This is a genomic window from Neoroseomonas eburnea, assembly GCF_018129005.1.
Taxonomy (GTDB): Bacteria; Pseudomonadota; Alphaproteobacteria; order Acetobacterales; family Acetobacteraceae; genus Neoroseomonas; species Neoroseomonas eburnea.
Window position 1 is genome coordinate 126162 of the sequence record NZ_JAAEDL010000014.1, and the last position, 21789, is coordinate 147950.

Here is a 21789-nt window from a genome sequence, read left to right on the forward strand (position 1 = left end):
TCGCGGGCTTTGAGAAAACGGCATGGAATGGTCCGTCATCGCGCGGCAAGCCAGGTGCCGTAGAAGCTCGGCCGGCCGACCGCCTCGAAGCCGAAGCCGCGCACCCGCGGCGCCGCGGCGAAGACCTGGGGTTCCTCGAACAGCGGAACCGCATAGGCCTTGTCGATGATGAGGCTCTGCGCCTCCGCCACCAGCGCCAGCCGCTTCGCCTGCTCCGGCTCGGCGGCGATGGCTTCGAGCAGCGCATTCAGCGCGGGGTCGTTGAAGCTCTGCACGCGCCGGCTGACGCCGCCGGTCTGCAGCAGCATGTTGCGCGTGCGCGGGTGGTAGTTGCTGCGGATCACGTCGGGGTCGGCGCGGCCGACCATGGCGGGGGCGACCGGCGTCTTCGCGGGATCGAGGCTGTCCACGGTGCGGGATCCGAGATCCCCCGCCATGACGCTGAATCGCACGCCGAGCCGCGCCCATTGCTGGGCGATGAGCTGCAGGGTGTCCTTGCTGCGCGCGTAGTTGGGGCTCTCGTAAGCGGTCAAGGCCAGTTCCTGCCCATCCTTCTGGCGCACGCCGTTCGGACCCATGGTCCAGCCCGCTTCCTCGAGCAGCCGCACGGCGAGCGCCGGGTCGTAGGTCAGCCTGTCCGACAGATCGACGAACCCCTGCGCGCTGGACGCGATGACCGAGCGCGCCTTCGGGTAGTTCGGCGAGAACAGCGTATCGACCACTTCCTGTGCATTGGTGCCGTGCAGCAGCGCGCGGCGGACCGCGAGTTCCGCGACCAGCGGATTGTCGGGCCGGAAGGTGATGGAGTTGTTCACGCCGCGGGTCGGGGGCGCGAAGACCTGGAAGCCGCGCCCCTGGATGCGGTTCTCGTCGAAGGCCGGGATCTGCCGCGCGGCATGCGCCTGGCCCGAGAGCAGCGCACCGACGCGCACGCTGTCCTCGCCGCTGACGATGATGCGCACGGTATCGAGCAGCGCGCGGCCCTGGTGCGGGTGCTTCGCCGGGCCCCAGGCGTAGTCGCGCCGCGCGTTCAGCACGAGTTCCCGGCCCAGCACCTGCCGCGCCACCACGAAGGGGCCGGAGCCGATGATCTTCGTCGCATCGCCCATCTGGTCGAAGGGCAGCGCCAGGGTGGCCGGCGAGACGAGGCCGGAGCCGATCACCGAGGTTCCCTGCAGGAAACCCGGCGAGGGCGCGCGGAAAGCGAAGCGCACGGTCAGCGGATCGACCACCTCGCTGCGCTGGTAGTTGGTGATGACCTCCGACACCGCGTGGCGCAGGTCCCGATTGCCGCGGCCATAGGTGTCGAAATTCTTCGCCACCGCCGCAGCGTCCAGCGGCGTGCCGTCGGAGAAGGTGACGCCGGGGCGCAGCCTGAAGACGTATTCGGTGGCGTCGGCGTTGACCGTCCAGCTCTCCGCGATCCAGGGCTCGATCTCGAGCGTCTGCGGGTTCTGATAGGTCAGCTTGTCGGTGATCTGGTTCAGCACGCCGCCGGCCGGGTAGTGGCCGCCGGCGGGCGGGTAGAGGTTCGTGTAGGTCTGCTGCTCCAGGTAGATCAGCGTGCCGCCGCGGACGGGGGCACCCTGGGCGGCGGCGCCCCGCGTGCCGATCGCGGCGAGGGCCGGCAGCAGGGCGGGGGCGGCGAGCAGGCGGCGACGCGTTGTCGGCATGGCGGCTCCTGGCCCGGAGGGGCGTTTTCGGAGCCGCAGACTATGAGCGGCAAAAAACATCTCGCAACTGCGAGATGACTTTTCCAGTGGCACATGCTGGCGACGCACAGGGGATTTCCCAAAACTTCGGCAAATTGGAAAATGCTTGTGCCATCGATGCTGAAGCATTGAGCGATTGGAGGCATGCGCCTCTCCGGCGAGGGGCAGGATCTCCCGATACGGATGCGCGGGCGGGCGGCCTCTGTGCATCCCGGATCCGCCCCACCTGCCACGCGGCTCCCGCGCCAGCGCCGCGGGTCATGCCCGATCGCCAAGGCCCTAGTCCCGGCCGTCGGGGCTGACACAGATCCGCCGCGCTTTGCTGCCAGAAGCCCACTGATCGCGGCGCTTGGCGACGCTGCCCTGCCCACCCTGGAGCCTTTCGTGTCCTTTCCCTTCATCCTGCCGCCGGCCGCGGCATTCCTGGAGCCCGCCAACCTGGCGGGCTTCGTCGCGCTCGGCTCTTCCATCACCTGGCCGCTGCTGCGCGACCGAAGGGCGATCCTCGGCGTCCAGGTGCTCGGCTCGCTTCTGTTCGGCCTGCACTACCTGCTGCTCGGGGCGGCGACGGCGGCCGCCATGTGCGTGATGGGCGCGCTGCAGGGCGTTGCGCTCGTGATCCTGATGGACCGGCGCAAGCGTGTCGGTGTCGTCACCGCCAGCCTTCTCCTCTCGGCCCTGGTCACGGCCTTCACCTGGGCCGGCCTGCCTTCACTCCTCTCCCAGGCAGGGCAGGCCCTTTCGGCGATCGGCCGGCTGCAGTTCGACACCCAGAGGCTGCGCAAGTGGTTCCTGGTTTCTGTGGTCTTCTGGTCGACGCACAACGTGATGGTGGGCTCGGTCTTCGGCCTTGCCTCGGACACGCTGTCGCTGACCTCGCTGCTGCTTGCATTGTGGCGGCACCGGGCCGGGGCACGCGCGGCCAGGCTGCGCGACGCGACGGCCTGACACCGGCCAGCCTTTCGGCTGGTTCGGTATCGGGGTCCTGGCTTCGCGCGCGGCCGCCCCGCGCGCCACGCGCGCCATGCCCGCCTCAGCGGTGCTGCGTGTCGCCGACCTGCTCGCGCGCCGCCAGCAGGTGCGGTGAATCGCCCTCGATCAGCCCCCGAAGCTGCGCGAGGGCCGATCCGGCGAAGTCCATCAACGCCCGCACGCGCGGCGCATGCCGCAGATCGGGGTGCGTCAGGATCCACAGCGTCGAGGCGAAGGACGGATCGGGCGGCGCGAGCCGTCGGAGCGCCGGGCGCATATCCCCCTCGAAGCAGGGCAGGTGGCCGATGCCGAGCCCCGCCTCCACGGCCTCGGCCACGGCGCGGACGCTGTTGACCCGGCAGGCGATGCGCTCCGGCGCTACGGATTGCCGCAGGAACTGCGCCGGCTTCAGCGTCGACATGCTGTCGTCCAGCCCGACCCAGTTGGCCTGCGCCACCGGATCCTGCCCCGGGGCCATGACATCCTCGGCGCGGCCATAGAGCCCCCAGGCGATGCGCGCGAGCCGCCGCCCGACCAGCGTGTCCGGCACCGTCTCCGCCGCGCGGAGCACCACATCCGCATCCCGCCGCGACAGGTTCAGCGCCGCATTGCCGATGACGAGTTCGAGCGTGACGCGCGGATAGGCCGCGCGGAACCGCGCGAGCACCGGCAGCAGCAGCCCCGACAACAGCGTGTCGCTGGTGCTCACGCGCAGCTCTCCCGCGGGGCTCGGCGCCTGGCCGGCGAGGCGGCGCAGCACGTCGCCGACGTCGCGGTCCATCCGCCCTGCGGTGGCGACCATGTCCTCGCCGGCCGGGGTCGGCGTGAAGCCGCTGCGGTGGCGCTCGAACAGCGCGACGCCGAGCATGGCCTCGACCTGCCGGAGGCGCCGGAACACGGTCGAGTGGTTGAGGCCGAGGCGCAATGCCGCCGCGGGCAGGCCGCCCGTCTCCGCCACGGCCATCACCAGACGGAAATCGTCCCAGCACAGGGCTTTCGGCGCTTCGGCCATCGGCGGACCCGACAGATTGCGCGGGCACGATAGCAATCATCACGGCAAAAAGGCAGCCGCCGTATTGCAACGGCGCAATCCGATTGACGGTGATCCACGGCCGGATCGGATTATCTCTGGTGCCGGACGAGGGCGGCAGGACCGCCCGCACAGGAGACATCCCCATGACCCGTCATGGCATCCACCACGTCACCGCCATCTCCGGCGAGGCCCGCCGGAACGTGGATTTCTACACCCGCATCCTCGGCCTGCGGCTGGTGAAGCGGACGGTGAACTTCGACGATCCCGGCACCTGGCACCTCTACTACGGCGACGAGGCCGGCCAGCCCGGCACCATCCTGACCTTCTTCCCCTGGGCGCAGTCGGCGCCGGGCCGGCAGGGCGTGGGCGAACTGCATGAGACGGTGTTCCGCATCCCGCAGGCCGCGATCGGCTTCTGGACGCACCGGCTGCTGGCGAGCGGCGTCGAGCAGGAGACGCGCACCGAACGCTTCGGCGAGACGGTGATCGCCTTCCGCGACCCGGACGCGATGCGCGTCGCGCTCGTCGCCCTCCCCGGCATCGAGTCCGAACCCGGCTGGGCCACCGCCGATATCCCGGCGGAGCACGCCATCCGCGGCATCCACGGCGTCACCCTGATGCTGGAGGACGGTGCGCGGACCGGCGCGATCCTGTCCGACGTGCTCGGCTTCGCCGAGACGGCGAAGGAAGGGAACGTGGTGCGCTACCAGGCGCCCGGCACGGCGATCGGCGGCGTGGTGGACCTGCGCAGCGTCGGCGGCTTCCTGCCGGCCCGGCTGGGGCGCGGTTCGGTGCACCACCTCGCCTTCCGCGCCGCGGACGACGCGGAGGAAGCGGCGATGGTGCAGCGCCTGGCCGAGAACCACGGCATCCGCACCACCGAGCAGATGGACCGCAACTACTTCCGGTCCGTCTACTTCCGCGAGCCGGGCCATGTGCTGTTCGAGATCGCGACCGACATCCCCGGCTTCGCCGTGGACGAGCCGGCCGAGAGCCTCGGCACGGTGCTGAAGCTGCCGCGTGGGCTGGAGAAGCACCGCGCCGAGATCGAGCGCGTCCTGCCCGAGCTCGCCTGACCCCCCCTGGGACCGCGCCCGCCCTGCCGCAACGGGCAGGGCGGGCCGGCCGGAGACTCCCGATGTCCGCGACGACACTTTCCTTCACCCATCGCTTCCTTCCGCCGACCGCGCCGGGCCGGCCGCCGCTGCTGCTGCTGCACGGCACCGGGGGCGACGAGAACGACCTGATCCCGCTCGGCCAGGCCGCCGCGCCGGGGGCGGCGCTGCTCTCCCCCCGCGGCCAGGTGCTCGAAGCCGGCATGCCGCGCTTCTTCCGCCGCCTGGCGGAAGGCGTCTTCGACGAGGCGGATCTGCGCCGCCGCGCCGACGACCTCGCGGGCTTCATCGCCGAGGCGCGCGAGGCCTACGGCCTGCCGGCGCCGGTGGCGCTCGGCTTCTCGAACGGCGCCAACATCGCCGCGGCGCTGCTGCTGCTGCATCCGCAGGCGCTGGCGGGCGCCGCGCTGCTGCGCGCCATGGTGCCGCTGCGCGCGCCGCCGCGGCCCGACCTCGCGGGGCGGCGCGTGCTGCTCCTCTCCGGCGCCATGGACCCGATCGTGCCGGCGGAGAACGGCCAGCGCCTCGCGGCGCTGTTGCAGGGGGCCGGGGCGGATGTCGATCACCGTACCCTGCCGACCGGCCACGGCCTTTCCCAGGCCGACCTGACCTTGGTGCGGGGCTGGCTGGCGGCGCCGTAGCCCGGCAGGGTGCCACCCAGGACCCGGCGGCCCTGGCAGGAAGGTGGAGCGGAGAAGGTCGCATGGACAGCACGATCGATACCGAGCCCGCCAGGCGCCGGGGTGCGAGGGCCGACGAGGCCCTCCGCTTCGGCGGATTCCGCCTGCGGCCGGCGGCGCGCGCGCTGCACCGGCTGGACGGCACGAAGGTGCGCCTCGGCGACCGCGCCTTCGACATCCTCCTCGCCCTGACGGCGCGGCCCGGGCAGGTGGTCGGCAGCCAGGAATTGTTCGGCATCGTCTGGCCCGGCCGCTTCGTCGAGGAAAGCAACCTCCGCGTCCATGTCGCGGCGCTGCGTCGCGCGCTCGGCGACCAGGGCGGCGCCGGCCGGCTGATCGCCAACATCCCCGGCCGCGGCTACGCCTTCCTCGGCGAGGTGGTGGCGGAGCATGCCTCGGCTGGCGAGGCCGCCGCGCCGCCGCGCGGCAGCGTGCCGCCGCCGACCCGGCTGATCGGCCGCGACGAGACGGTGCACGCCATCGCCGAGGACCTCCGGCGCCGGCGTCTCGTCACCGTCACCGGAGCGGGCGGCATCGGCAAGACGGCGGTGGCGCTGGCGGTCGCGGCACGCATCGCGGATGCCTATCCGGACGGCGTGCACTTCCTCGACCTCGGCGGCATCGACCGAGATGCAGAAGTGGTGCCGCAACTCGCCTCCCTGCTGCGCCTGCCGATATCCGACGGCGATCCGCTGCGCGGCGTGCTGGATCATCTGCGGCCGCGCCGCCTGCTGCTCGTGCTCGACAATTGCGAACACCTCGTCGGCGCGGCGAGCCGCCTCGCGGAGGAGATCCTCGCAACCGCGCCCGGCCTGCACCTGCTCGCGACCAGCCGGGAGCCGCTGCGCGCCGCCGGCGAATGGGTCCACCGGCTGGCGCCGCTCGACGTGCCGCCGCAGCCGCTGACGACGCGGGCCGAGGAGCTGCTGCGCTTCTCCGCCGTGCAGCTCCTGGTCGAGCGGGTGACCGCCTGCGACGCTGCCTTCGTGCTGATCGAGGCCGACATGCCGCTCGCGGCCGAGCTCTGCGCGCGGCTCGACGGGCTGCCGCTCGCCATCGAGCTCGCCGCGCCGCGCGTCGCCGTGCTCGGCCTCGCCGCCGTGCTGGCGCGGCTCGACGAGCGTTTCCGCCTGCTCACCAACGGGCGGCGCAACGCCGCGGAGCGCCACCGCACCCTTGGCGCCATGATCGAATGGAGCCACGACACGCTGACGCCCGCGGAGCAGGTGGCCTATCGCCGGCTCTCCGTCCTGCGTGGCGCCTTCACGCTCGAGGCCGGCTGCCGGCTGGCGGGCGAAGCGGCGGAGGAGGAAGGCGCGCTCGCGGCAATCATCGGCGACCTGGTCGAGAAATCCCTGCTCTCGGTCGAGAACCGGGAGCGGGAGCGGCGCTACCGCATGCTGGAATCGATCCGCCTTCATGCCGCCGCGAAGCTCGCCGCGGCGGGGGAGGAGGCGCGCTTCCGCCGCCGCCATGCGGACTACTTCCACGGGCGCGCACTTGCCTATGGCCGCGTCACCACGCTGAGCACGGAGGAATGGCTGGTGCGCCACCGCGGCGATGCGGCGGATCTGCGCGCGGCGCTCGACTGGGCCTTTTCGGCGGAAGGCGATGCGCATCTCGCGACGCAGCTCGCGGCCGCCTCGGCGCCCTTCTGGTTCAAGCTGATGCTGGTGCCGGAACTGCGCGGCTGGCTGGAGCGCGCCATCCGTCTCGCGCGCAGCGCCCCGGGCATCGAGGATGCGGTTGTCCTGCGCCTGCACGCGGCGCTGGGCCATGCCATCTTCCACACCCAGGGGCCGGTGCCGGAGGTGGCGGAGGTGCTGGAGGAAGGGCTGCGGCTCGCCCGCCGGGCCGGGGAGGAGCAGGCGGCGCTGCGCATCCTCTGGGCCCTGTTCGGCCACCATTCGACGCGGGGCGACCTCGCCGCGGCCTTCGACTGCGTCGCGCGCATCGGTGCCGTCGCCGATGCCACCTCGGACCCCGAGGCGCGGTTGCTGCATGACCGCGTCTCGGCCCTCGCGCACCATCTCGCGGGGGATCAGGCGCGCTCGCTCATGCATGCGCGGCGGGCGCTGGCACGCCCGGCACCGGGCCGGCCGACGCAGGGCGAGAGCATTTTCTTCTATGACCACCAGACCTCCACCCGCTCGCACTATGCGCGCGCCCTCTGGGTCAGCGGCCTCGCCGACCAGGCGATGGCGGTGGTCGAGGAGGCGATCGCGGAGGCGGCGGTGATCGATCAGCCCTTCGCCTTCGGCTATTTCCTCGTGTTCGGCGCCTGCCCGGTGGCGCTGTGGCGTGGCGAGCTGGAGGTGGCGCAGGCGCTGGTCGGGCGGGTGCTCGATGTCGCCTCCGGCATCACCTCCGGCATCTGGCAGCGCGGCGGGCGGCTCTACGAGCATGTCATCGCCCTGTTGCAGGCGCCCGAGGCGGAACGCGCACTGCGGCTGCAGCGCCTGGTCGCCGATTTCACCCTGACGCCGTTCCAGGCGGACAGCCTCGGCACCGTCGCGCCCTTCCTGTTGCAGCGGGAGTCCGTCGCGCGGGCGACGACCGAGCCGCCGCAATGGTGCACGGCGGAGATCCTGCGGGCCGAGGGCGAGCGGCTGCTGCGCGATGCGCCGCGGGACGGCGCGGCGGCGGAGGCGCTGTTGCGGCGTTCCCTCGGCATCGCCCGCGCCCAGGGCGCGCTGGGCTGGGAGCTGCGCGGCGCGGCCAGCCTCGCGCGGCTGTGCCGGGCCCAGGGGCGCGTGGCCGAGGCGGAGGACGTGCTCGGCGACGTGCTGTCCCGTTTCCGTGAAGGTTTCGCGACGCGCGACCTGCGCCGCGCGGCCACGCTGCTCCAGGCGCTGCGCCAGCCGGCGCATTGATCCGGCGCAGGGCTTCACGGCGCTTCACGTCCATTCACTCGCGGCCGGCGTGCGGCGCAGTTCATCCTCCCGCCCGACCGGCACGGCACGGCGACGGAAAGGCGGTCCTGGCCAGGACCGCGCGATGTCCGGCGGCGTCCCGTGCCGCCCTCGCATGCGGGCGCATGCGCAGGCGGACCACAGGAAGGAGAGACGCGATGCCGATCACCGCGACGACGACGCCAGGCCCGAAGCTGCTGACGCCGAGCAATCACGTGCTGGTCATGATCGATTTCCAGTCGCAGATGGCCTTCGCCACCCGCAACATCGACGCCGTGGCGCTGCGCAACAATGCCGGGATGGTGGCCGAGGCCGCCGCCGGCTTCGGCGCCGCCACCATCCTGACCACGGTCGCCGAAAAGACCTTCTCCGGCCCGATGTTCGAGGAGGTGACGCGGCCCTTCCCGAACGAGACGATGATCGACCGCACCACCATGAACTGCTGGGAGGATGCGGCGGTGATCGCACGCATCAATGCCGTCGGCAAGGACCGCGTGGTGCTGGCGGGGCTGTGGACCTCGGTCTGCATCGTCGGGCCGGCGCTGTCGGCGCTCGCGCAGGGCTTCGAGGTCTGCGTCATCGCCGATGCCTGCGGCGACGTGTCGGAGGAAGCGCATGAGCGCGCCATGGACCGCATGGTGCAGGCCGGGGCGCAGCCGATGACCTCGCTGCAGTACATGCTCGAGCTGCAGCGCGACTGGGGGCGGGCGGCGACCTATGGCCTGACCACCGGCATCGCGGCGCGGATGGGCGGCGCCTACGGGCTTGGCATCATCTACGCGAAGACCATGTTCGGCGGGCACGAGGGCTGAGCACGGAGACCGGGATGAAGGCCTATCTCCTCGCGCTGGGGGCGGGCGTGCTGGTGGGCGTGATCTACGGCCTGCTGCAGGTCCGTTCCCCGGCGCCGCCGGTGATCGCGCTGGTCGGGCTGCTCGGCATGCTGGTCGGCGAGCAGGTCGTCCCGCTCGCGCGGCGCGTCATCGAGGGGCAAGGCATCACCCTCGGCCTGCTGCGGCAGGAATGCGGCGAGCACGTGCTCGGCCGCCTGCCCGAGCGCAGCCGCGCCGAGGCCCCGTCCCCGCCCGCCTGATACCGTCATCGCCGGAGAACCGCCGTGAGCCAGGACGCCGCGCCGCAGATCATCCTGCACAACGGGAAGATCACCACCATGGACCGGGCGAACCCGGCGCCCGAGGCGGTCGCCGTCACCGACGGCCGGTTTTCCGCCGTCGGCGCGGCGCGCGACATCCTGCCGGCCGCGGGCCCGGCGACGCGCATCATCGACCTGGCCGGGCGGCGGATGATCCCCGGGCTGATCGACAATCACATCCACATCATCCGTGGCGGGCTGAACTACAGCATGGAGCTGCGCTGGGACGGGGTGCGCAGCCTCTCCGACGCCATGGCGATGCTGCGCGCCCAGGTGGCGGCGACGCCGCCGCCGCAATGGGTGCGCGTCGTCGGCGGCTTCACCGAACACCAGTTCGCCGAGAAGCGCCTGCCGACACTGGAGGAGATCAACGAGGCCGCCCCGGACACGCCGGTCTTCATCCTGCATCTCTATGACCGCGCCTTGCTGAACGGTGCTGCGTTGCGCGCCGTGGGCTACGACCGCACCACGCCCGACCCGCCGGGCGGCGAGATCCGCCGCGATCCGGCCGGCAACCCGACCGGCCTGCTGCTGGCGCGACCGAATGCGAGCATCCTCTACGCGACGCTGGCGCGCGGGCCGAAGCTGCCCTTCGACCACCAGCTCATTTCCACGCGTCACTTCATGCGCGACCTCAACCGGCTTGGCGTGACGAGCGCGATCGACGCCGGCGGCGGCTTCCAGAACTATCCGGACGACTACGCCGTCATCGAGCGGCTGGCCGCCGATGGCGAGCTGACGGTGCGCATCGCCTACAACCTCTTCACCCAGAAGCCGAAGCAGGAGAAGGAGGACTTCCTCCGCTGGACCTCGGGCGCGCGCTACGGCCAGGGCGACGACTATTTCCGCCTGAACGGTGCCGGCGAGATGCTGGTCTACAGCGCCGCCGACTTCGAGGATTTCCGCGTCGAGCGCCCTGAGATGCCGCCGGAGATGGAGCCGGAGCTCGAGCAGGTGGTGCGCATCCTGGCGCAGAACCGCTGGCCCTGGCGGCTGCACGCGACCTATGACGAGACCATCTCCCGCGCGCTCGACGTCTTCGAGAAGGTCGATCGGGAGATCCCGCTGGACGGGCTGCACTGGATCTTCGACCACGCGGAGACCGTCAGCGACCGCAGCCTGGAGCGCATCGCGCGCCTCGGTGGCGGCGTCGCCGTGCAGCACCGCATGGCCTTCCAGGGCGAGTATTTCGTCGAACGCTACGGCGCCGCAGCCGCGGAACGCACGCCGCCGGTCGCGCGCATGCTGGAGATGGGCGTGAAGGTCTCGGCGGGGACGGATGCGACCCGCGTCGCCTCCTACAACCCATGGGTCGCGCTGTCCTGGCTGGTCACCGGGCGGACCATCGGCGGGCTGCGCATCACGCCGCAGCGGAATGCGCTCGACCGCGAGACGGCGCTCGGCCTGCTGACGGACCGCGTGCCCTGGTTCTCCAACGAGGAAGGGCGCAAGGGCCGGATCGCGGTCGGGCAATACGCCGACCTTGCGGTGCTCGACCGCGACTACTTCTCCGTGCCGGGGGAGGAGATCCAGGATATCGCCTCCATGCTGACCATTCTCGGCGGCCGTGTCGTGCATGGCGCCGGGGATTTCGCGGCGCTCACCCCGCCGCTGCCGCCGGTGATGCCGGACTGGTCGCCGGTGCGGCGCTTCGGCGGCTACCAGGACCGTGCGGCGAAGCGCGGCACCGCCGCCTTCGCGCGCTGCTGCGACAGCGCCTGCGGCGTGCATGGCCACGCGCATGCCGGGGCCTGGGCGGCGAGCACGCCGGCCGGGGCCGATCGCGGCTTCTGGGGCGCGCTCGGCTGCTCCTGCTGGGCCTTCTGAGGTGGCGGCGCCGCGCGATGCCCCCGGCAGCGCGCTCGCGCCCTTCGCATCGCGTGCCTTCCTGGTGATCTGGCTGGCCAGCGTCGTCGGCAATCTCGGCACCTGGATGCGCGACGTCGCCTCGGGCTGGGTGATGACCTCGCTCTCGCCCTCCCCGGTCATGGTCGCGCTGGTGCAGGCGGCGGCGAGCCTGCCGGCCATGCTGCTCGCCCTGCCGGCCGGGGTGCTGGCGGATCTCATCGACCGCCGGCGGTTGCTGCTGCAGGTGCAGGTGTTCCTGACCTGCGTGTCGCTGGTGCTTGCGGTGTTCGCGGGCGCCGGCCTGCTGACGCCCTGGCTGCTGCTGGCGCTGGTGCTGGCGGGCGGCATGGCTGCGGCGCTCGCCGCGCCGGCCTGGCAGACCAGCGTGCCGGAACTGGTGCCGCGCGCCCATCTGCGCGCCGCCGTCGCGTTGAACTCCACTGGCTTCAACGTCAGCCGCGCGGTCGGGCCGGCGCTCGGCGGGCTGGTGCTGACGACGCTCGGCGTCGCCGCCACCTATGCCGCCGATGCGCTGAGCTATGTCGCCGTCATCGCAGCCCTGCTGTGGTGGCGACGGGAGGTGCCGCAGAGCACGGTGCCGCCGGAAAGCGTGCCGGGCGCGCTGCGGGCGGGGCTGCGCTACGCACTGCATGCGCCGCCGCTGCGCCGGGTGCTGCTGCGCGCGGCGGTGTTCTTCGCCTTCGGCGCGGCGCATTGGGCGCTGCTGCCGCTGGTCGCGCGGCAGGTGCTCGAAGGCGGCGCGGGGCTCTACGGGTTGCTGCTCGGCGGCATCGGCTTCGGGGCGGTGGGCGGCGCGCTGCTGCTGCCCTTGCTGCGCGCGCGGCTCGGTGGCGGGGATGCGGTGCTGGTCGCGGGCAGCCTGGCCTCGGCGGCGGCGCAGGCGGGGCTGGCGCTGACGCCCTCGGCGCCTTTCGCGATCGGCATCTGCATCCTCGCCGGCATCGGCTGGATCATGGCGCTGACGACGCTGAACGCCACCGCCCAGGCGGTGCTGCCGGACTGGGTGCGGGGGCGGGGGCTCGCGCTCTACCTGACGGTCTTCTCGGGCGGCATGACGGTGGGCAGCATCGGCTGGGGGCAGCTTGCGACGGTCATCGGCATCGCGCCGGCGCTGCTGGTCGCGGCCAGTGCCGGTGCGCTCGCCGCCATCGCCATGCGCGTGCGGCCACTGCCGGCGGGCGAGGCATCGCTCGATCCATCCCACCATTGGCCCGAGCCCGTGCTCGCGATGGAACCATCGCGCGACGGCCCGGTCGCGGTCACGGTCGAGTACCGCGTGCCGCCGGAGCGTCACGCCGCCTTCCGCGCCGCGATCGCGCCGCTCGGCCAGGCACGGCGGCGTGACGGCGCCATGGCCTGGGGCGTCTTCGTCGATGCCGAGGATCCGGCGCGCATCGTCGAATGGTTCCTGCTCGCGAGCTGGGCGGAGCATCAGCGCCAGCACGCCCGCGTGACGCAGGCCGACCGCGACGTGCAGCAGGCGCTGCGCGCCTTCCACGATGGTCCGCCGCCGCGGGTCACGCATCTGCTCGCCCTCGCGCCGGAGGCGCGGCCGTGACGCATCTGCCGGAGGCGCGGCCGTGACGCACCTGCCGGAGGCGCGGCCGTGACGTGCCGCTCCGATCCATCCCCCCGACCGCCAGCGTGAAGGAGAACGCACATGCCCCGCATCACCACCAAGGACGGCACGCAGATCTTCTACAAGGACTGGGGCAGCGGCCAGCCGGTCGTCTTCAGCCATGGCTGGCCGCTGACGGCCGAGGCCTGGGACGCTCAGATGATTTTCCTCGGCGAGCGCGGCTACCGCGTCATCGCCCATGATCGGCGCGGTCACGGCCGCTCCGACCAGACCTGGTCGGGCAACCACATGGACACCTACGCCGACGACCTGGCGGCGGTGATGGATGCGCTCGACCTCAAGGACGCGGTGATGGTCGGCCATTCGACCGGTGGCGGGGAGGTGACGCGCTACATCGGCCGCCACGGCACGAAGCGCGTCGCCAAGGCCGTGCTGCTCGGCGCCGTGCCGCCGCTGATGCTGAAGACCGAGGCCAATCCGGGCGGCCTGCCGATGGAGGTGTTCGACGGCATCCGCGCCGGCACGCTGGCCGACCGCTCGCAGTTCTTCCTCGACCTGACGATGCCCTTCTACGGCTACAATCGGCCGGGGGCGAAGGTCTCGGAGGGCGTCCGGCAGTCCTTCTGGCTGCAGGGGATGATGGCGGGCATCAAGCCGGCGCTCGACTGCATCGCCCAGTTCTCCGAGACCGACTTCACCGAGGACCTGAAGCGGTTCGACGTGCCGACGCTGATCGCCCATGGCGACGACGACCAGATCGTGCCGATCGGGGCGTCCGGCCTGATGACGGCGAAGCTCGTGAAGGGCGCTGTGCTGAAGGTCTATCCGGGCGGCTCGCACGGCATTGCGACGACGCATCCGGACCTGTTCAATGCCGATCTGCTCGCTTTCGTCGAGGGCCGGCCGGTCGCGGGGGCCTGACCTGTTCCGGCGGGCGTGCCACCCGGCGCGCCCGCTTCACCGCGAAGGAGACCTGCCATGATCCTGGGCCTCGACTTCTCGACCTTTGTCACGCTGCATGTCGTGCTGAGCCTGATCGGCATCGCCGCCGGGCTCGTCGCGCTCGGCGCGATGCTCGCGGGGCGCTCGAGCGGGGGGTGGAGCGCGCTCTTCCTCACCACCACCGCGGCGACGGTGGCGACCGGCTTCATGTTCCCGATCGGTGCCATCCTGCCCTCCCACATCGTTGGCGCGATCACGGCGGTGACGCTGCTGGTGGCGGTCTATGCGCTCTATGCGCGGGGCCTCGCCCGCGGCTGGCGGGCGGCCTATGTCGTCACCGCCACGGTCTCGCTCTACCTCAACTGCTTCGTCGGAGCGGTGCAGGCCTTCCAGAAGGTCGACACGCTGCATGCACTGGCGCCAACCAAGTCGGAGCTGCCCTTCCTCGTGGCGCAGCTTCTCCTGCTGGCGTTCTTCATCGCCTGCGGCGCGATCGCCCTGCGCCGGTTCCGCCCCGCCGCCGCCTGAAGCGGGCGGCGCGCCGTCACGAACGGCCGCGCGGAATTGCCGCGCCGGCGGCCGCGCGCGAGACTGGACGAATGACAGCCGTTTCGCCCTCTCGTCTCGACCGTGCCATTGCCTCCCTGCCGCGCTCCTATCCTGGCCCCGGCGGCGCCGTGGCCGTACTGCGGCAGGGCGAGACCCTGGCGCGGCATGCCTGGGGCTGGGCGAATGCGGAGCGGCGCATCCCCTTCACGCCGCGGACGCTGTTCCGCATGTGCTCGATCACCAAGCAGTTCACCTGCGCCGCGCTGCTCGACGCCTTCCCGGATCCGACGGTCCTGGACAGCGACGTGGGCGGCCGCCTGCCTCTGCTGGAGCAGGCGGCGCCCGGCGCGCTCGATCTCTGCCACAACCAGTCCGGCCTGCGGGACTACTGGGCGGTGGCGATGCTGCACGGGTCGCCCGTCGAGGCGCCGTTCGGCGACACGGAGGCCGCGCGCCTGATCGCCGGCACGCGCAGCCTGCACTTCGCGCCGGGCACGCGGTACTCCTACGTCAACCAGAACTTCCGCATCCTGTCGGACATCCTCGAGGCGCGCACGGGCCGCAGCTTCGCCGAACTGCTGCGCACGCGCATCTTCGACCGCGTGGGGATGGAGACTGCCATCCTCGCCGCCGATACGCGCGCCATGCCGGATGGCACGGAAGGCTACGAAGGGACGCAGGCAGGCGGTTTCCGCGCGGCGGAGAACCGCATCCTGTGGACCGGCGATGCCGGGCTCGGCGCCTCGCTCGACGACATGATCGCCTGGGAGCGCCACGTCGACGCGACGCGCGACGACGCGCAGTCGCTGTACGGCCGACTGTCCGTGCCGGTGCGCTTCATCGACGGGGCGCCCGCCGAATACGGCTTCGGGCTGGGGCGGAACACCGCCTTCGGCCGGAGCTTCACGGGACATGGCGGTGCCCTTCGCGGCTGGCGCAGCCATCGGCTCTACGTGCCGTCGGAGCGCGTCTCCGTCGTGGTCATGTTCAACCATCTCTCCGACGCCCATGCGGCGGCGCTCGAGGTTCTCGCGGCCGTGCTCGGCGCCGAGCCGCCGGCGCCGCGTCCCGACCTGCCTGAGCCCGATTGGCTCGGCGCCTATGTCGAGCCCGAGACCGGCCTCGCCGTTCGGATCGACGGACTGCCAGGCGGGCAGGTCCGGCTGCGCTTCGGTCATAGCGCGGAACGGCTTGACCTTCAGGCCGACGGCACGGCGGGCAATGGCAGGACGCGCCTGCGCCGCGCCGCCGACGGGCTCTGGATGGATCGCCCGAGCGAGAACCAGAGCACACGCCTGCGCCGCATCGACGGCGCGCCGCGGGTCGAAGGTGCGGGCCGGTATCGCTGTGCGGAGCTCGATGCGGAGCTGACCGTCGCCGATGCCGGCGGTGCGCTGTATGGCGGCTTCTCGGGCTTCCTCGGGCAGGGGCGCATGGAGTTGCTCGACCCGATCGGGCCGGATGTGTGGGCGCTGCCCTGCCCGCGTGCCCTGGACCACACGCCGCCCGGCGACTGGACGCTGGCGTTCCGGCGGGGCACGGATGGCGCGGTGGAAGGCGTCACGGTCGGATGCTGGCTGGCGCGCGGGCTGCACTATGCGCACGTCGTCAGCGGTTGAGCGAGACGTGTCGAGGGGGCGCTGCCCCCTCGAGCTCCCCCGGCAGGGGACACGGTCCCCTGCACCTGCGGCGACTCAAGTATTGGTTTCCAAAGGCCGTCAGCCTTTGACCGGGTAAGCCCGGGTGGGGCGGCGCGCCTCTCGGATCCAAAGCCATCGGGCGGAGAGACTGCCGCCTCGCGCCGGGTTCCCGCAGCCTATCTCAAAGCCGTACCATGGTTCAGCCTTCGACTGCCACATGCGCTGGCTCCGAGTGCAAGAAGGCGCGCAGACGCGCCGCATAGGCTGCCGCGGCGTTCTCCAGCTCCGCCGCGCCGAGGCGGTTGGCGCGATAGAGGATGAATGGCTCGTGCCAAGCCAGCCCGCAGCGATGCGCCGTCGCGCGCAGCGGCGCAAGCAGGGCCTCCATGGTGAACATATTGGCGCCGCCCGGAGTGTAGGCTTCCGGGAGGTTGCCGACCGTCGCCGCGACCATCAGCGGCTTGCCGCGCAGCGCGCGACCCTCGGTTCCAGCGTGGATGTAGACCATCCGGGTCAGCACGGCATCAAGCCAGGCCTTCATCAGCGGCGGCGTCGCGTACCATTGCACGGGGTACTGCAGGACGATGCGCTCCGCGGCGAGCAGCCGTGCCGCCTCCGTGGCGCCGTCAGCTTCCATCGAGATGCGGCCGTCCGGGTAGGCGGCCTGCATGTCGCGGAGCCCGACCGCGGGCAGCGACGACGCAGCGGCCGCCAAGGCCGCGTTGGCCGTCGAGCGCGCCAGATTGGGGTGGAAGAGAAGAACGAGGGTCTTGCACATGGCTACCTCCTGTCGAGAGAGGAGGATGCGCGGCCGTATCAGATCCATCCAATCGATTGATTGGCGGATCGCAAATCGATCGTGTGGATATTTAAGCTTGGCTCACCGAGGGCAAGGTGCCGGCGGGGCCTGGTCTGGTCCCCGGCATTGCGCGGGGCTAGCGTCCACCGGACGGAACTTCCCGAGGCCATTCGTGAGCGTCCGCGTCACCCCTGCCATCCGTGCGGTCGCCGCGGCCGCGATCCGGCACCGCGTGCTGGAGTACGACTACGACCCCTCGGCCGAGGCGATCGGCCTGCAGGCGGCGGAAGCCCTTGGCATCGATCCGGCGCGGGTGTTCAAGACGCTGGTGGTGGCGCTCGACACGGGCGAACTGGTTTGCGTCGCGATCCCCTCCGACGCGCGGCTCAGCCTCAAGGCGCTGGCGGCGGCGGCGGGCGCCAAGCGTGCCGAGATGGCGCAACCGGCGAAGGCGGAGCGCGCGACGGGCTACGTCGTCGGGGGCATCAGCCCCTTCGGCCAGCGCCGGCGCCTGCGCACCTTCATCGACGAGAGCGCGCTGGGCCATGCGGAGATCCTCCTCAACGGGGGCCGGCGCGGGCTGCAGATCGGGCTCGCACCGGATGATGCGGTGGCTGCGCTTGGCGCCGCGGCGCTGCCGCTGACCGCGGCCTGAGCCCGCTCCAGCCGCCCCGGCAGGCGGCCGGAGACGGCCCCAGGGACCGATGCTCAGGCAACCGCGGGTCCAGGGGACCGTGTCCCCTGCCGGAGGAGTTCGAGGCGGCCGAGCCCGCTCGACCCGCCTTCTACGACAGGATCTGCCTCAGCAGCCCGGCGACATGCTGCAAGGCCGTGTCGCCGTGACGCCGCCGATGCCATGCGAGGTGGAGTCCGAACCCTTCCACCGGCACCGGCGGAGGAAAGGTCGCGAAGCCTGGCCCATTCGGCACGCAGCGGGAGGGCAGCGTGGCGATCATGTCGGAGGCCGCCAGCAGCGGCGGCACGAGCTGGAAGCTCGGCACGACGAGTCCGACGCGGCGCGCCAGGCCGCGCTCGGCGAGCGCGGTATCGACCGGGCCACGCCGCTCCCCGCGGCCGGAGACGAGAATGTGCGGAAACTGCACCCAGCTCCGGAGGGAGAAGCGCCTGGCGGCCGGGTGGCCGCTCCGCATCACCACGACATAGTGCTCGTGGAGCAGCTCCGTCCGATGCAGCTCGTCCTCCATCGGCGGGAAGGTGGAGACGGCGATGTCGGTGTCGCCGTCGATCAGCGCCATGCGTGCCGCCTCCGCGCCGCGCCAGGGCTGGACGACGAGGTCGATGCCCGGCGCCGAGCGCGCCAGCGCCAGCTGGAGCGACGGCAGGACAAGGCCGGCGGGATGGTCTGCCATGGCCAGGCGCAGCGTCTGCCGGATCTCGGCGAGGGGCACCTCCGGCGGATCGACCAGGCGATGGACCTCGGCGAGCAGCGACTTCAGCGGCGCACGCAGCGCCTCCGCCCGCCGGGTGAGGTGCATCGTTCCGCGCCCGCGTTCCAGCAGCCTGTCCCGGAAGAGGAGCCGACATCTCTGCAACGCGGCCGAGGCTGCCGGCTGGGACAGGCCCACGCGGTCGGCGGCGCGGCTGACATGGGCCTCGTCGAGCAGCGCATCGAGGATGACCAGGAGGTTCAGGTCGAACGATCGCAAATTCATCTGATCGATATGAGAGAGCTTCTTCGATCGACCCAAGGGATTTTGTATCCCCGCCGGCGAAGCCAGGGCCACCGCCGCGGCGGTCCGCGCGGCCGGCTGCCGCTGCACTTCGCCAGCCTTGACGACGATGTCGTGCGATCCATCGCGGTTGTCTTGCGAATGACTCGCAATAGCGATACTGATCTGACCGGCAGCGCCGTTCGCCGAGGCGCGCCACGACAGGAATGAGGAGCCGACACGATGATCCGCCGCACGCCGAGCCGTGCTGCCAGGACGCCGCACGCCGCCGCCTGTGCCGGCTCGCCGGCGCCGGCACGTGGCCTGCACCCGCGTCGCCAGGGAGGTGTCCCGGCGACGCCGCGTCTCGCCGCATGACGGACGAAACCAAGACCCCGCCCGCCGAGCCGCGGGTGTTGAGCAGCGAGGATCTCCTGCGCGGTGCGCGGGAGGTGGCGATCCAGCATGGTGCCGAGACCTATCGGCTCCGCCTGACCAACAACGACAAGCTCATCCTCACCAAGTAGCTCCACCAACCCTCCGGCCAAGCCAGCCAGCCGCGGAGCGTGCCCCCGCAAGTGAGCCAGCCAGGCACCGACCCCAGATCGGACCGTCCATGGACTCGCGACAGCTCCTCGTCACGACGATTGCCCTGCTGGCCGCCGCGCCGGCCGCGGCGCAGACCCCAGGTGCAGCGGAGGCAGTGCCGCCGGCCCCGGCGGCCACGCCTTCGCCTACCGCCACCTCCAACGCGCCGGCGGCGACGCCGCTCGATGCCGTCACGGCCACCGGCACGCGCACGCCGGGCGTCTCGGGCGACGGCGCCGCACCGGTCTCCGTCATCCGCCGCGAGGAGATCCTCGAGCGCGATTCCCGCTCGGTCAGCGAGCTGATCCGCGACGTGCCGGGCGTCGAGATCTCGGGCGTGCCGCGCACCACGGCGATGCAGCCGATGATCCGCGGCCTCGGCGACGACCGCATCGTCTTCCGCATCGACGGCGCGCGGAACAACTTCAATGCCGGGCATCGCGGCCGCATCTTCGTCGACCCGGAACTGCTCCGCCAGGTGGACGTGCTGCGCGGGCCGGGCTCGACGCTCTACGGCTCGGGCGCGATCGGCGGCGTCATCTCGATGCGCACCATCGAGCCCGACGACCTGATCCGCCCCGGATCGGAACTTCCGGTCGGAGGCTTCCTGCGCGGCGGCTACCAATCGCAGGGCGGCATGTGGCGCGGCACCGCCGCGGCGGCCGCGCGGGCGGGCGACTTCGCCGCGCTCGGCGCGATTTCCGGCTTCAACAACGCCTATGTCACCGACGGCGCGGGCAATACCATCCCCTATACCGGCGACCAGGTGGCCAACGGCCTCGCGCGCCTGCAGTGGCGGCCGGGGTTCCACGCCTTCGACCTCGCCGCGCAGATGTTCCGCGACAGCCACGTCATCCCCATCGCGGCCAACACCGCGACGACGACGAGCGTGACCGACCGCGTCACCGAACAGCAGGTCTACACCCTGCGCTGGAACTACAACGACCCGGGCATGCCGCTGCTGCAACCGCAGGTGGTCGCCTACCGCAACCATGTGCAGCTCGACGAACGGCGCCAGACCGGCACGCGCGCGCGCGACACGACCGAGCTGACGACGACCGGCATCGATGCGCAGAACACCAGCCGCTTCCAGCTCTTCGGTTGGGACCGCCACACCCTCACCCTCGGCACCGAGATCTACCGCGACGAGCAGGAGGGTACGCAGAACGACCGTCCGCGCGGGCAGTTCCCGAGCGCCAACCAGGACGTGATGGCGTTCTTCGTGCAGGACCAGATCGCGATCGGCGACCTCACCCTCGTCGCCGCGCTGCGCTACGACAGCTTCGACCAGAGCGCCGACGGCAACACCAACGACCGCAGCGTGGACCGGTTCTCGCCGCGGGTCAGCGCCGCCTATCAGGTGCTGCCCTGGCTCGAGCCCTATGTCGCCTACGCCGAAGCCTTCCGCGCGCCCTCGCTGACCGAGCTCTACGTCTCCGGCCAGCATTTCCCGGGCAACAGCTTCGTGCCCAACCCCAACCTCCAGCCCGAGACCTCGCACAACATCGAGGCCGGCGTGAACCTGCGCTTCAGCGACGTGCTGAGGGACGGCGACCGGCTGCGCATCCGCGTCACCGCCTTCCGCAACGAGATCGACAATTTCATCGAGCAGCTCGTCTTCGCCCGCACCACCGAATCGCGCAACGTGCGGACGGCGCGCATCGAAGGCATCGAGGCCGAGCTGCAGTACGATGCCGGTAGCTGGTTCGGCGCCGTGTCCGCCAGCGCGCTGAAGGGCGACAACCTCACGGACGACCAGCCGCTCGCCTCGGTGCCGGCGAACCGGATGACGCTGTCCGGCGGCTACCGCTTCCTCGATGACGGCGTCACGGTCGGCGCGCGCTGGCTGCTCGTCGCGGCGCAGGACCGCAACCCGACCAACATCCCGGGCCTCGCGGAGGAAACCTCGGGCTACGGGCTGCTCGACCTGTATGCCTCCTGGCGGCCGAACTTCGCGCCGAACCTGCGCTTCGACATCGGCGTGGACAACGTGTTCGACCACGCCTACCGGCGCTCGACCTGGAACTCCAACCCGCCGCCGCCCTTCTACGAGGTCGGGCGCAATATCCGCGGCGCGGTGACGCTGACCTTCTAGGCGATGGCGACGGCGCTTCCCTCGCCGTGCCTTCCGCCGACCGCCGCGGCCAGCGGCCGCGGCGCGCGGACGACCGCCTGCGCCGCCTCGCTCGGGCTGCATGTCGCCGTCGCGGCGGCGGTCCTGATCGACTGGACCTTCGCGCCGCCGGCAGGCGGCGGGGCGCAGACGATCGCGGCTGCCATCCTGTGGGAACAGCCGGCGGCCGATGCGCCCGCCGCCGCCGACGCCGCGACGACGTCCGAGGCAGCGGAAGGCGAACCGGCGGAGAACTCGGCCGAGACGACGCCCCCCGCCGCGCCGCCGCCGGAATCACCGGCTCCCACGCCGACCGCGGAGGCGCCGGGCGAACCGCCGCCGAGCCTTGCCGAACCGCAGGCTGAACCGCGGCCCGAGCCGCCACCGCCGCCCGTCGCCGAGGCGGCCGCGGTGCCGCCGCCTGCGCCCGCCACAGTTGCGCCGGCGCTGCCGCCGCCAGCAC

At 71.9% G+C, this 21789-nt stretch carries 18 protein-coding genes and 1 pseudogene; 15 read left to right on the forward strand and 4 right to left on the reverse strand.

Annotated elements, in window-relative coordinates; all coding sequences use genetic code 11:
- Positions 1–35 precede the first annotated feature (35 nt).
- Complete coding sequence (locus GXW74_RS15365; protein WP_211847392.1) at positions 36–1673, reverse strand: TIGR04028 family ABC transporter substrate-binding protein; 1638 nt, start codon at positions 1671–1673, stop codon at positions 36–38.
- A gap of 423 nt (positions 1674–2096) precedes the next feature.
- On the opposite strand from GXW74_RS15365, the gene GXW74_RS15370 reads away from it, so the two are divergent.
- Entirely contained in the window at positions 2097–2660 is a 564-nt protein-coding gene (locus tag GXW74_RS15370) for a YgjV family protein (RefSeq protein WP_211847393.1), read from the forward strand.
- Positions 2661–2745: 85 nt separating this feature from the next.
- Here the strand turns inward: GXW74_RS15370 and GXW74_RS15375 are convergent, their stop codons facing one another.
- A complete protein-coding gene (locus GXW74_RS15375; protein ID WP_211847394.1) occupies positions 2746–3696 on the reverse strand; it encodes a LysR family transcriptional regulator in 951 nt (316 codons plus the stop codon).
- A 164-nt stretch (positions 3697–3860) separates the two neighbouring features.
- On the opposite strand from GXW74_RS15375, the gene GXW74_RS15380 reads away from it, so the two are divergent.
- The 10 genes from GXW74_RS15380 to GXW74_RS15425 all read left to right on the forward strand — a co-directional run bounded on the left by GXW74_RS15380 (position 3861) and on the right by GXW74_RS15425 (position 16135).
- On the forward strand, positions 3861–4793 hold the full coding sequence (locus GXW74_RS15380; protein WP_211847395.1) for a ring-cleaving dioxygenase: 933 nt from the start codon (positions 3861–3863) through the stop codon (positions 4791–4793).
- Positions 4794–4855: 62 nt separating this feature from the next.
- Positions 4856–5473 (forward strand): alpha/beta hydrolase, encoded by a 618-nt coding sequence (locus GXW74_RS15385; protein ID WP_211847396.1) that lies wholly within the window; start codon positions 4856–4858, stop codon positions 5471–5473.
- A 62-nt stretch (positions 5474–5535) separates the two neighbouring features.
- Entirely contained in the window at positions 5536–8385 is a 2850-nt protein-coding gene (locus GXW74_RS15390; RefSeq protein WP_211847397.1) for an ATP-binding protein, read from the forward strand.
- A gap of 197 nt (positions 8386–8582) precedes the next feature.
- Positions 8583–9236, forward strand: a complete 654-nt coding sequence (locus GXW74_RS15395) for a hydrolase (protein ID WP_211847398.1) — start codon at positions 8583–8585, stop codon at positions 9234–9236.
- A gap of 14 nt (positions 9237–9250) precedes the next feature.
- On the forward strand, positions 9251–9517 hold the full coding sequence (locus GXW74_RS15400) for a XapX domain-containing protein (protein WP_211847399.1): 267 nt from the start codon (positions 9251–9253) through the stop codon (positions 9515–9517).
- A gap of 24 nt (positions 9518–9541) precedes the next feature.
- A complete protein-coding gene (locus tag GXW74_RS15405; protein ID WP_338148249.1) occupies positions 9542–11404 on the forward strand; it encodes an amidohydrolase in 1863 nt (620 codons plus the stop codon).
- Position 11405: 1 nt separating this feature from the next.
- A complete protein-coding gene (locus GXW74_RS15410; RefSeq protein WP_338148250.1) occupies positions 11406–13004 on the forward strand; it encodes an MFS transporter in 1599 nt (532 codons plus the stop codon).
- A gap of 102 nt (positions 13005–13106) precedes the next feature.
- A complete protein-coding gene (locus GXW74_RS15415) occupies positions 13107–13946 on the forward strand; it encodes an alpha/beta fold hydrolase (protein ID WP_211847400.1) in 840 nt (279 codons plus the stop codon).
- A 57-nt stretch (positions 13947–14003) separates the two neighbouring features.
- Positions 14004–14495, forward strand: coding sequence for a hypothetical protein (locus GXW74_RS15420; RefSeq protein WP_211847401.1), 492 nt, complete (start codon positions 14004–14006; stop codon positions 14493–14495).
- Positions 14496–14566: 71 nt separating this feature from the next.
- Positions 14567–16135: a D-aminopeptidase gene (locus tag GXW74_RS15425; RefSeq protein WP_211847402.1), complete on the forward strand. Its 1569-nt coding sequence runs from the start codon at positions 14567–14569 to the stop codon at positions 16133–16135.
- A 220-nt stretch (positions 16136–16355) separates the two neighbouring features.
- Here the strand turns inward: GXW74_RS15425 and GXW74_RS15430 are convergent, their stop codons facing one another.
- Positions 16356–16934: an NAD(P)H-dependent oxidoreductase gene (locus GXW74_RS15430; RefSeq protein WP_211847403.1), complete on the reverse strand. Its 579-nt coding sequence runs from the start codon at positions 16932–16934 to the stop codon at positions 16356–16358.
- 193 nt (positions 16935–17127) lie between these two features.
- On the opposite strand from GXW74_RS15430, the gene ybaK reads away from it, so the two are divergent.
- Positions 17128–17610 carry a Cys-tRNA(Pro) deacylase gene (ybaK, locus tag GXW74_RS28020; RefSeq protein WP_338148251.1) on the forward strand — a complete coding sequence of 161 codons (483 nt, stop codon included), beginning with the start codon at positions 17128–17130 and terminating at the stop codon, positions 17608–17610.
- A gap of 130 nt (positions 17611–17740) precedes the next feature.
- Here ybaK and GXW74_RS15440 read toward each other — a convergent pair whose 3' ends face one another.
- On the reverse strand, positions 17741–18628 hold the full coding sequence (locus GXW74_RS15440) for a LysR family transcriptional regulator (protein WP_211847405.1): 888 nt from the start codon (positions 18626–18628) through the stop codon (positions 17741–17743).
- A 371-nt stretch (positions 18629–18999) separates the two neighbouring features.
- Here GXW74_RS15440 and hemP point away from each other — a divergent pair, with 371 nt between their 5' ends.
- From hemP to GXW74_RS15455, 3 genes and pseudogenes are all read left to right on the forward strand, one after another.
- Entirely contained in the window at positions 19000–19152 is a 153-nt protein-coding gene (gene hemP, locus GXW74_RS15445) for a hemin uptake protein HemP (RefSeq protein WP_211847406.1), read from the forward strand.
- A gap of 89 nt (positions 19153–19241) precedes the next feature.
- Positions 19242–21308, forward strand: coding sequence for a TonB-dependent hemoglobin/transferrin/lactoferrin family receptor (locus GXW74_RS15450; RefSeq protein ID WP_211847407.1), 2067 nt, complete (start codon positions 19242–19244; stop codon positions 21306–21308).
- A 3-nt stretch (positions 21309–21311) separates the two neighbouring features.
- Positions 21312–21789 (forward strand): annotated as a pseudogene (locus GXW74_RS15455) (hypothetical protein); the annotation flags it as partial.